The sequence below is a fragment of the Sulfitobacter sp. M39 genome, assembly GCF_021735935.1.
GTDB lineage: Bacteria > Pseudomonadota > Alphaproteobacteria > Rhodobacterales > Rhodobacteraceae > Sulfitobacter.
In genome coordinates this window covers 1,307,978-1,318,336 of sequence record NZ_WMDZ01000001.1, presented here as the reverse complement: position 1 = coordinate 1,318,336, position 10,359 = coordinate 1,307,978, and the positions used below count along the sequence as shown (strand labels likewise).

Genomic DNA, 10,359 nt, shown 5'->3' with positions numbered 1-10,359 from the left:
ACATGGATAAGCTCGAAGAACAAATGGCCCATCTGATCCGTACGGTGGATGACCTGTCCGATGTCGTCGCCCGTCAGGAGTCAGAGATCGCGGTGCTGACACGGCGGGTTCATATGTTGATGCAGCGCGAGGGCGAACGCGAGGCAGCGGGCTCCGAAGGGGTTGTCATCGGCAACGAACGCCCGCCACACTATTGATCGGATGCCTCATCTAGGAAGCTGCCGTCGCCCCGGTGGGCGCGTCAGATTTCCTCTACCTCCATCACGCCGGTCAGGGACCGGATCGCGCCCTTAATCTTTGGGGTGACAGGGTATTCGGCGCAAAGATCAACCTCCACCTCGCCGGGGAGGGTCGGGTCCATCAGGCACAGTTGCACCGGCCCCTTGCCCGCGCTGCGTGCAGCTGAACGGGCACCGGCCAGCACATCGGCGACCGCCTGAATAGCCCCCGCATCATCCACAAAGATCCGCAGCCCCATGTTGCCCGCATCCTCGACCACCGTGTCGATCGGCACCACGGACCGGCCCAGCAGTTTCAACTGGTCGCTTTCCATCGTCGCCTCGACCATGACCACGACTTTCGACCCTGTCTCAAGGTGGTCGCGCGCCAGTTCCAGCGTGTCCGAGAACAGCGTCACCTCGTAAGCGCCCGTCGGGTCCGACAGTTGTGCAAAGGCAAAGCGGTTGCCGCGCGCTGATTTGCGTTCCTGCCGTCCGGCGACGATCCCTGCCAGACGGGCGTTCATCGCCCCTTTGACCGAGACTTTCTCGGTCAGCTCGTCCAGCGTCAGGAACGGCACACCGCCCGTAGCGGATTTGCGTTTCATCGGCCCCATGTAATCGTCCAGCGGGTGGCCAGATAGATAGAAGCCCACGGCCTTGAACTCTTCGGTCAGGCGCTCGGCGGCCTCCCAATCGTCGCAAGGCACGATGCGCGGCTCTGGCAAGTCATCCCCCGCCTCGCCAAACAACGACACCTGATTAGAGGCTTTCTGCTCGTGGATCGCAGCGGAATAGCTGACCAACCCGTCCAGCGACTGCCAGACGCGGCGTCGGTTATTGTCCAGCTGGTCGAACGCACCGGACCGGGCCAGCATCTCAAGCGGGCGTTTCCCCACCCGTTTCAGATCAACCCGCCGCGCCAGATCAAAAAGCGTGGCAAAGGGCTTGTCGACGCCGTCCACCTTGCGGCCTTCGGTGATCAGCTTCATCGCTTCCACGCCGACGTTTTTCAGCGCGCCCAAGGCATAGACCAACGCGCCCTCGACCACTTTGAACGTCGCATCGCTCCGGTTCACGCACGGCGGCACCCAGGGCAGTTCCAGCCGTTTGCGGACCTCTTCAAAATAGACCGCCAGCTTGTCGGTCAGATGGATATCGCAGTTCATCACGCCGGCCATAAATTCGACCGGATGGTTCGCCTTGAGCCATGCGGTCTGATAGCTGACCACGGCATAGGCGGCGGCGTGGGATTTGTTGAAACCGTAGTTGGCGAATTTTTCCAGAAGGTCGAAAACCTCCGACGCCTTTTTCTTGTCGACCCCGTTGGCCATCGCGCCCTTTTCGAACTTGGGGCGTTCCTTGGCCATTTCCTCGGCGATCTTTTTACCCATCGCACGGCGCAGCAGGTCAGCGCCGCCAAGGCTATAGCCCGCCATGACCTGCGCGATCTGCATAACCTGTTCCTGGTAAACAATAATCCCCTGCGTTTCCTCCAGAATGTGGTCAATCGACGGATGCACGGATTCCCGTTCACGCTGGCCGTTCTTGACCTCGCAATAGACCGGAATATTCTCCATCGGGCCGGGCCGGTACAGCGCGACCAAGGCGACAATGTCTTCGATACAGGTCGGCTTCATCCGTTTGAGCGCATCCATCATGCCGCTGGATTCCACCTGGAACACCGCCACCGTCTTGGCGCTGGCATAAAGCTTGTAAGAGGCCTCGTCGTCCAGCGGGATGGTGGCGATATCGTCGATCAGCCCCTCGGGCGGCTCGAACAGCTCTGTCCCGTCGGCGGCCACATGCAGGTGGCGGCCCGAGGATTTGATCTGGTCGACCGCGTTCTGGATGACGGTCAGGGTCTTGAGACCCAGAAAGTCGAACTTGACCAGACCGGCCTGTTCGACCCATTTCATGTTGAACTGCGTCGCGGGCATGTCGGACCGCGGATCTTGATAAAGCGGCACCAGCGCGTCCAGCGGCCGGTCCCCGATCACAACCCCCGCCGCGTGGGTCGATGCGTTGCGCAAGAGCCCCTCGACCTGCTGGCCATAGTTCAACAGCCGCGCGACGACTTCCTCGTTCTTGGCCTCTTCGCGCAGACGTGGTTCATCCGCCAGCGCCTTTTCGATGCTGACAGGTTTCACGCCCTCGACGGGGATCATCTTGGACAGACGATCCACCTGCCCGTACGGCATCTGCAACACCCGCCCGATGTCGCGCACCGCCGCCTTGGACAAAAGCGCCCCGAAGGTGATGATCTGCCCCACCTTGTCGCGCCCGTATTTGCGCTGCACATACTGGATCACCTCTTCCCGGCGATCCATGCAAAAATCGATGTCAAAGTCGGGCATCGATACCCGTTCGGGGTTCAGGAACCGTTCAAACAGCAGCTGATAGCGCAGCGGGTCTAGATCGGTAATCGTCAGCGCATAGGCCACCAGACTACCCGCACCCGACCCCCGCCCCGGCCCGACGGGAATATTATTGTCTTTCGCCCATTTGATAAAATCCGCAACGATCAAAAAGTAGCCGGGGAACCCCATGCCCTCGATGATGCCCAGTTCAAAATCCAGCCGCTTTTCATATTCCTCGACGCTGGTGGCATGGGGGATCACCTTAAGTCGGTTCTTGAGCCCCTCGTGCGCCTGCCGCTTCAGCTCTTCGATCTCGTCATCTGCAAACTTCGGCAGGATCGGATCACGGCGATAGGCCATAAAGGCACAGCGCTTGGCGATCTCGACCGTGTTCTCGATCGCTTCGGGCAGATCAGCGAACAGCGTCACCATCTCGGCCTGCGATTTGAAGTAATGCTGCGCGGTCAGCCGGCGGCGTTCGTGCTGCTGATCGACATAGGCCCCATCCGCGATACAGATCAGCGCGTCATGGGCCTCGTACATATCGGCCTTGGGGAAATAGACGTCATTCGTCGCGACCAGGGGGATGCCCATGTCATAGGCCATCTCGACAAAGCCGCGTTCGGTCAGCTGTTCGGCTACGGGCTGGCCATCCTCGCCAGGGTGGCGCTGCAACTCGACGTAAAGCCGGTCGGCAAAGGCCCCGTGCAGCCGCGCCATCAATGCCTCTGCCGCGGGGCGTTGACCGCCCTGCAACAACTGCCCCACGGGGCCGCCCGCCCCGCCTGTCAGACAGATCAACCCACCGTTCAGCGCCTCCAGCTCCTCCAAGGTGACCTGCGGCAGCGCCCCGCCCTTGTCGATATAAAGGCAGGAGTTCAGCTTCATCAGGTTTTCATACCCGGCCTCGGATTGGGCCAGCAAAACCACAGGGGCCGGATCCCGCGGCTTTTCCCCCGGTTGCACCTTCACATAGGCCAGATCCACCTGACAGCCGATGATCGGTTGCACACCGGCCCCCGCCATGGCGACCGAAAATTCCAACGCGGCGAACATGTTGTTGGTATCCGTCAGGGCTAGCGCCGGCATATCGGCCCCCTTGCACAGATCGGGCAGCTTTTTCAGCCGCAACGCCCCTTCCAACAACGAATACTCGGAGTGCGTGCGCAGGTGAATGAATCGGGGTGCTTGTGCCATGGGGCCAACTTACCCAAGCCCACCCGCAGTCACCAGTCCCACCGGCACCCCGCGCCCGTTTTTCCAGCAACACGACACGTCTGCGAGGGCAGGACGCCACGAAATCTCTTGCCAAGCCCCCTTGCCCCCGCCTAGCCTCGTTCAACATTTGCCCGCGCCGCGTTCTACGTCGCATCGAACGCCGCGCAGATCACGGGCTGAGGTACCGCGGCGGAACGAACCCTATGGACATCACTTTTCTCCTCAACGGGGAAGTCGTGTCACTGACCGGCGTCTCCCCCACCATGACGCTGCTGGATTGGCTACGCGAAACCCGACATCTGACCGGCACCAAGGAAGGTTGCAACGAAGGCGATTGCGGTGCCTGTTCCGTCATGATCAGCGACGACCAAGGCCACCGCGCCCTGAACGGCTGCATCCTGTTCCTGCCCCAGATCAACGGCAAATCCGTCACCACCGTCGAAGGGCTCGCAGCACCTGATGGCAGCCTGCATCCGGTGCAGCAAACCATGGTCGACTATCACGGCAGCCAATGCGGCTTTTGCACGCCGGGCTTTGCCGTCACCATGGCGACCGACCATCTGAACGGGGCCACGGACCACGACACGCAGCTCGCCGGAAACCTGTGCCGCTGCACCGGCTACGCGCCCATCATCCGCGCTGCCAAAGCCGCCGAGGCCGCCCCCGTGCCCGCGCATCTGCGCAACCTCAAAATTCCAAATGGCCCAAAATCCTCGGGGGGGCCGGCGCAGCCGGACGGGGGCGGACAGCCCCCTGCGCCCTCGCGCCCCACGACCACGGATGAACTGGCCCACTGGTACGCCGACCACCCCGATGCGACCCTGATTGCAGGGGCAACGGATGTTGGCCTCTGGGTCACCAAGCAATTCCGCGATCTGGGGCCGGTCGTGTTTCTCAACCAGATCCCCGACCTGCGCGGCATCACCGATGGCGGCGATCACTGGCGCGTCGGCGCAGCCACCACCCTTGCCACGCTCACCGCGCATCTTGCCCCGCTCTACCCCAGCTTGGGCGCGATGCTGCGGCGGTACGGATCCGCGCAGGTGCGCAATGCGGCCACCATCGGGGGCAATATCGCCAATGGCTCGCCCATCGGGGACGGCCCTCCGGCGCTCATCGCGATGGGGGCAACATTGCACCTGCGTCACGGCGACACCCGCCGAAGCTTGCCGCTTGAGGACTTCTTTATCGACTACGGCAAACAGGACCGCGCCCCCGGCGAATTTGTCGAGGCGATCACCGTGCCGAAACTTCCCACTGGCAGCGACGACACCCTGCGCTGCTATAAGATCAGCAAACGTTTCGATCAGGACATTTCGGCGCTGTGCGGCTGTATCAACATCACCCGCGACGGCGATGTGATCACAGACGCACGCATCGCCTTTGGCGGCATGGCAGGCACACCCAAACGGGCAAGCCAAACCGAAGCGGCGCTGGTCAATCACCCCTTTGACGAGGCGACGATCCGCCGCGCGATGGATGCCTTGGCGCTGGATTATCAGCCGATGACCGACATGCGCGCCTCGGCGCAGTACCGCTTGCTGACCGCCCAGAACCTGCTGCTGCGCTATCTGCATGACCTGAACGGCCTGCCCACGAACCTGCACGAGGTGACAGCATGAGCGTTGCCAAACCCCTCCCCCATGATGCAGCCAAGCTCCATGTCACGGGGGCTGCGCGTTACGTTGACGACATCCCGACACCGGCCACAACGCTGCACATCGCCTTTGGCCTAAGCACGGTGGCCGCGGGCACGCTCAACGGCATGGACCTGCGCGATGTCGCTGCTGCCCCTGGTGTAGTGGCGGTGCTGACGGCAGCGGATCTGCCGTTTGACAATGACGTATCGCCCTCCAACCATGACGAACCCCTGCTGGCCACCGACGCGGTACATTATGCGGGCCAGCCCGTCTTCATGGTCATCGCGACAACCCACCTTGCCGCCCGCCACGCCGCGCGGCTTGGGGCGGTGGACATTACCCCGACCGCCCCGATCCTGACCATCGAAGAGGCGCTGGCCGCCGATGCTCGGTTCGAGGATGGCCCCCGCATCTACCAGAAGGGGGACGCTGCCGCCGCGCTGACCACCGCCCCCCAAAATCTGAGCGGGACGATCAATATCGGCGGGCAAGAGCATTTCTACCTCGAAGGTCAGGCCGCCCTCGCCCTGCCGCAAGATAATGGCGACATGGTCGTCCATTCCTCGACCCAGCACCCGACAGAGATCCAGCATAAGGTGGCAGAGGCGCTTGGCACGCCAATGCACGCCGTGCGGGTAGAGACGCGGCGCATGGGCGGTGGTTTTGGTGGCAAGGAAAGTCAGGGCAACGCGCTCGCCGTGGCCTGTGCCGTCGCCGCCGCGCGCACGGGACGCCCCTGCAAAATGCGCTATGACCGTGATGATGATATGATCGTCACAGGCAAACGCCATGATTTCCGCATCGACTATACCGTTGGCTTCGACGCCACTGGCCGCATCACAGCGCTGGATTTCACCCATTACACCCGCTGTGGCTGGGCGATGGACCTGTCCCTGCCCGTTGCCGACCGTGCGATGCTGCATGCGGATAATGCCTATCACCTCGATAACATCCGCATCACCTCGCACCGCTTGCGCACCAATACGCAAAGCGCCACCGCGTTTCGCGGGTTTGGCGGGCCACAGGGGATCGTGGGGATCGAACGGGTCATGGACCATATCGCGCAGTCACTCGGGTTTGATCCGCTGGCGGTGCGGCGCGCCAATTTCTACGCCGATGTGATGCAGCCTGACGCAAGCGGGAAGTCCCATGACCACCGCGCCCTGCCCCATGACACCGAGGCTGATCTTGCCTCTCGCGGGGCACCGCCCGCACCACAGGAAAGCATGCCACCCCAGCCCACGGGTCTGCAAACCACACCCTACCACCAACCGGTGCAGGACTGTATCATCAACGCGCTGACGGACCGGCTGGCCCAGACATCAGACTATACCGCCCGCCGCGCCGCCATTGCCGATTGGAACGCGACACAGCCGGTCCTGAAACGCGGCATCGCGCTGACGCCGGTGAAGTTCGGCATTTCTTTCACCCTCACCCACCTCAATCAGGCGGGGGCGTTGGTGCATGTCTATCAAGACGGGTCGATCCACCTGAACCACGGCGGCACTGAAATGGGTCAGGGCCTGTTCCAGAAGGTCGCGCAGGTCGCCGCCAGCCGCTTTGGCGTTGACCTGTCGGCGGTCAAGATCACCGCGACAGACACGGGTAAAGTGCCCAATACCTCGGCCACGGCGGCGTCTTCGGGGACGGACCTGAACGGCATGGCAGTGCAAGCGGCCTGCGACACGATCCGCGACCGCATCGCCGACCATCTGGCCGAGCGTTATCTGACCACCGCAGACCAGATACGCTTTGCCGATGCGCAGGTTCATATCGGGGAAAGGGTCATCAGCTTTGCCCAAGCCGCCGCCTCTGCTTATGAAAACCGCGTGTCGCTTTCGTCCACCGGCTACTACAAAACGCCCGAAATCGAATGGGACCGCATCAAGGGCCGCGGCCGCCCGTTCTTCTACTTTGCCTATGGCGCAGCCGTCACCGAAGTGGTGATCGACACGCTGACGGGCGAAAACCGCATTCTGCGCGCGGACATCCTGCATGACGCGGGCGCATCACTGAACCCCGCGCTGGACATCGGCCAGATCGAAGGCGGCTACGTGCAGGGGGCGGGCTGGCTCACGACCGAGGAACTGGTCTGGGACGCCAAAGGCACACTGAAAACCCACGCGCCGTCGACCTACAAGATCCCCGCCATCTCGGACCGGCCCGATGTGTTCAACGTGGCGCTTTGGGACGAACCCAACCCCGCGCAGACGATCTACCGGTCAAAAGCGGTGGGGGAGCCGCCGCTGATGCTGGGCATCTCGGCCTTCATGGCGCTGTCGGATGCGGTGAGCGCCTGTGGCGACGGGTTTGGCGACCTGCAAACACCCGCCACGGCCGAAGCAGTGCTGACCGCCATTGGGAAGGCCCGCAATGCCCTTTGACCGCGCAGCCCTGGCGCAGGCCGTTGCCGCGCATGGCACGGTGGCGCGCATCGTTGTGGTGCAGGTCAAAGGCTCTGCCCCGCGTCCGGCGGGCACGGCGATGCTGGTCTGGGCCGGCGGTGCGTCCGGCACCATCGGCGGCGGCCAGCTTGAGCTACAATCTATGCGCGACGGCGCGGCCATGCTCGCCGGTGGCCCCCGCAGCAAGCTGACCCGCGCCGCCCTTGGGCCCGCGATGAACCAATGCTGCGGCGGGGCGGTGACAGTCGTGACAGAGCGTTTCGACGCCGCCACAGTCGAAGCCCTGCCCGACACCTACACCGACATCTACCTGCGCGCCGTCGATCCGGCGGCCCCGCCCCTTGCAGACAGTTTTCGCGCCAAGATCGACCGTGCCAGTGGCGGCACGACACCGCTCGCCATTACCCTGCACGGCGGCTGGCTGGCAGAGCCGCTGTGGCAGCCCGCGCGGCAAGTGGTCATCCACGGCGCGGGCCATGTCGGCAGCGCGCTGGCACGTATACTGGCCCCGCTGCCGCAGTTTCGCGTTACACTCGCCGACCCGCGCCCCGGTTATCTGGACGATCTGCCAGAGGGTGTCAGCGGCGACGATGGCCCTTGGGGTACCGCGCTGCACAGCGCCGAAGATGACGCCGCGCATTTCATCATGACACCGGCCCATGACGACGATCTGGACCTGTGCCACCGCTTGCTGCAACGCGATTTCGCGTTCGGCGGGTTGATCGGGTCAGACACGAAATGGGCGCGGTTTCGCGGCCGTCTGGCCTCCCTTGGTCATGCCCCCGAACAGATCGCCCGCATCACCTGCCCTATCGGCGCGCGGCAATTTGGCAAGCATCCTCAAGCGATTGCGCTTGGGGTGGCCACGCAACTCTTGCAATTTGAACCCGCCCGCACGAATAAACAGGTTCGTTTGACACAAAAGGAACGCTGCGCATGACCGACACGCCCCTTCTGGCGCTTTCCGGGCTGACCAAAGCCTACCCCGGTGTTGTCGCCAATGATGACGTGTCATTGCGGATCGCGCCGGGCGAGGTCCACGCGCTGCTGGGGGAAAACGGCGCGGGCAAGTCGACGCTGGTCAAGATGATCTATGGGCTAGTCAAACCCGATAGCGGCACGATGCAGATGCACGGCACCAGCTTTGCCCCGCACGAGCCCCGCGCCGCACGCGCCGCCGGTGTGGGCATGGTGTTCCAGCATTTCTCACTGTTCGACGCGCTGAGCGTGGCCGAAAACATCGCTCTGGGGATGGAGAACGCGCCCAAGCTGCGCACCCTCAGCAAGCAGATCCGCGACGTGTCCGAGGCCTACGGCCTGCCGCTGGCCCCCGACCGCATCGTCGGCGACCTTTCGGCCGGTGAACGCCAACGGGTCGAGATCATCCGCTGCCTGCTGCAAGACCCCAAACTGTTGATCATGGATGAACCCACCAGCGTTCTGACCCCGCAAGAGGTTGAAATTCTGTTCAAAACCCTGCGCAAGCTCAGCGCCGAGGGCACTGCGATCCTCTATATCTCGCACAAGCTCGAAGAGATCCGCAGCCTGTGTGACAGCGCCACGATCCTGCGTTTGGGCAAAGTGGTGGGCCATTGCACCCCGTCCGAGACGACGGCACGGGATATGGCGGAGATGATGGTGGGCAGCACGCTCAAGACACCGACCCGCGCAGGCAAGACTCCGGGCGCGGTCAAGCTGGACCTGAAGGGACTGTCGGCACCTTCGCCGAGTTCATTCGGGATGCCGCTGCGTGACATCACCGTGCAAGTCCGCGCGGGCGAGATTCTGGGCATCGGTGGCGTGGCGGGCAACGGGCAGGATGAATTGCTGTCGGCCCTGTCGGGCGAGCTGCTGACCGCCGCTGGCATGATCGGGTTCGAGGGTCAGGACGTGGGCCAGCTTGGCCCCACCGCGCGCCGCCGCCTTGGTATCCTGACCGCGCCGGAAGAACGGCTTGGCCATGCCGCCGCCCCTGATATGTCCCTGACCGAGAATGCGATGTTAACCGGTGCCGTGCGCGAAAAGCTGGAGCGCCGCGGCATGTTGAACTGGCCCGCCGCCAAACGGTTTGCCGAACGTATCATCGCCGATTTCGACGTCCGCACCCCCGGCCCCGGCAATGCCGCGCGGTCACTGTCGGGCGGGAACCTGCAAAAATTCGTCATCGGCCGTGAGGTGTTACAAAATCCGCAGGTGCTGGTGGTCAACCAACCCACATGGGGGGTCGATGCCTCTGCCGCGGCCGCGATCCGGCAGGCGCTGCTGGATCTGGCCGAGAATGGCACAGCGGTGATCGTGATCAGTCAGGATCTGGACGAGCTGATGGAAATTTCGGACCGCTTCGCCGCGCTGAACGAGGGCCGCCTGTCGGAGCCACGCGCCGCGGCAGGGCTGACGGTGGACGAGATCGGATTGATGATGGGCGGGGCCCACGGGATGGAGGTGGCGCATGTTTGACTCGTTGCTTGCGGGGGTTTCACACCCCCACACCCCCGTGGAGTTTTCCTTGCAAAATGAA

Annotated in this window: 6 protein-coding genes; 5 read left to right on the top strand and 1 reads right to left on the bottom strand. The window is 63.4% G+C overall.

Features of this window, described 5'->3' with window-relative positions:
* Positions 1-2 precede the first annotated feature (2 nt).
* Positions 3-197, top strand: a complete 195-nt coding sequence (locus GLP43_RS06330; protein ID WP_237278645.1) for a SlyX family protein — start codon at positions 3-5, stop codon at positions 195-197.
* A 44-nt stretch (positions 198-241) separates the two neighbouring features.
* On the opposite strand, the gene dnaE is transcribed toward GLP43_RS06330, so the two are convergent.
* A complete protein-coding gene (gene dnaE / locus GLP43_RS06325; RefSeq protein WP_237278644.1) occupies positions 242-3,775 on the bottom strand; it encodes a DNA polymerase III subunit alpha in 3,534 nt (1,177 codons plus the stop codon).
* Positions 3,776-3,999: 224 nt separating this feature from the next.
* Here dnaE and xdhA point away from each other — a divergent pair, with 224 nt between their 5' ends.
* The 4 genes from xdhA to GLP43_RS06305 are packed head-to-tail and all read left to right on the top strand — an operon-like array spanning position 4,000 to position 10,298.
* Positions 4,000-5,418 (top strand): xanthine dehydrogenase small subunit, encoded by a 1,419-nt coding sequence (xdhA, locus tag GLP43_RS06320; protein ID WP_237278643.1) that lies wholly within the window; start codon positions 4,000-4,002, stop codon positions 5,416-5,418.
* Positions 5,415-7,820 carry a xanthine dehydrogenase molybdopterin binding subunit gene (xdhB, locus tag GLP43_RS06315; RefSeq protein ID WP_237278642.1) on the top strand — a complete coding sequence of 802 codons (2,406 nt, stop codon included), beginning with the start codon at positions 5,415-5,417 and terminating at the stop codon, positions 7,818-7,820. The genes xdhA and xdhB overlap by 4 nt, the downstream gene beginning before the upstream one ends.
* Positions 7,810-8,781, top strand: a complete 972-nt coding sequence (xdhC, locus tag GLP43_RS06310) for a xanthine dehydrogenase accessory protein XdhC (protein ID WP_237278641.1) — start codon at positions 7,810-7,812, stop codon at positions 8,779-8,781. Before xdhB ends, xdhC begins: the two co-directional genes overlap by 11 nt.
* A complete protein-coding gene (locus tag GLP43_RS06305) occupies positions 8,778-10,298 on the top strand; it encodes an ABC transporter ATP-binding protein (protein ID WP_237278640.1) in 1,521 nt (506 codons plus the stop codon). Before xdhC ends, GLP43_RS06305 begins: the two co-directional genes overlap by 4 nt.
* The last annotated feature ends 61 nt before the right edge of the window (positions 10,299-10,359 follow it).

Excerpts from the sequence above, each read along its gene's own strand:
- GLP43_RS06330 (WP_237278645.1), top strand. The coding sequence starts at position 3 with ATGGATAAGCTCGAAGAACAAATGGCCCATCTGATCCGTACGGTGGAT.
- GLP43_RS06305 (WP_237278640.1), top strand. The coding sequence starts at position 8,778 with ATGACCGACACGCCCCTTCTGGCGCTTTCCGGGCTGACCAAAGCCTAC.
- xdhA (WP_237278643.1), top strand. The coding sequence starts at position 4,000 with ATGGACATCACTTTTCTCCTCAACGGGGAAGTCGTGTCACTGACCGGC.
- xdhB (WP_237278642.1), top strand. The coding sequence starts at position 5,415 with ATGAGCGTTGCCAAACCCCTCCCCCATGATGCAGCCAAGCTCCATGTC.
- dnaE (WP_237278644.1), bottom strand. The coding sequence starts at position 3,775 with ATGGCACAAGCACCCCGATTCATTCACCTGCGCACGCACTCCGAGTAT.
- xdhC (WP_237278641.1), top strand. The coding sequence starts at position 7,810 with ATGCCCTTTGACCGCGCAGCCCTGGCGCAGGCCGTTGCCGCGCATGGC.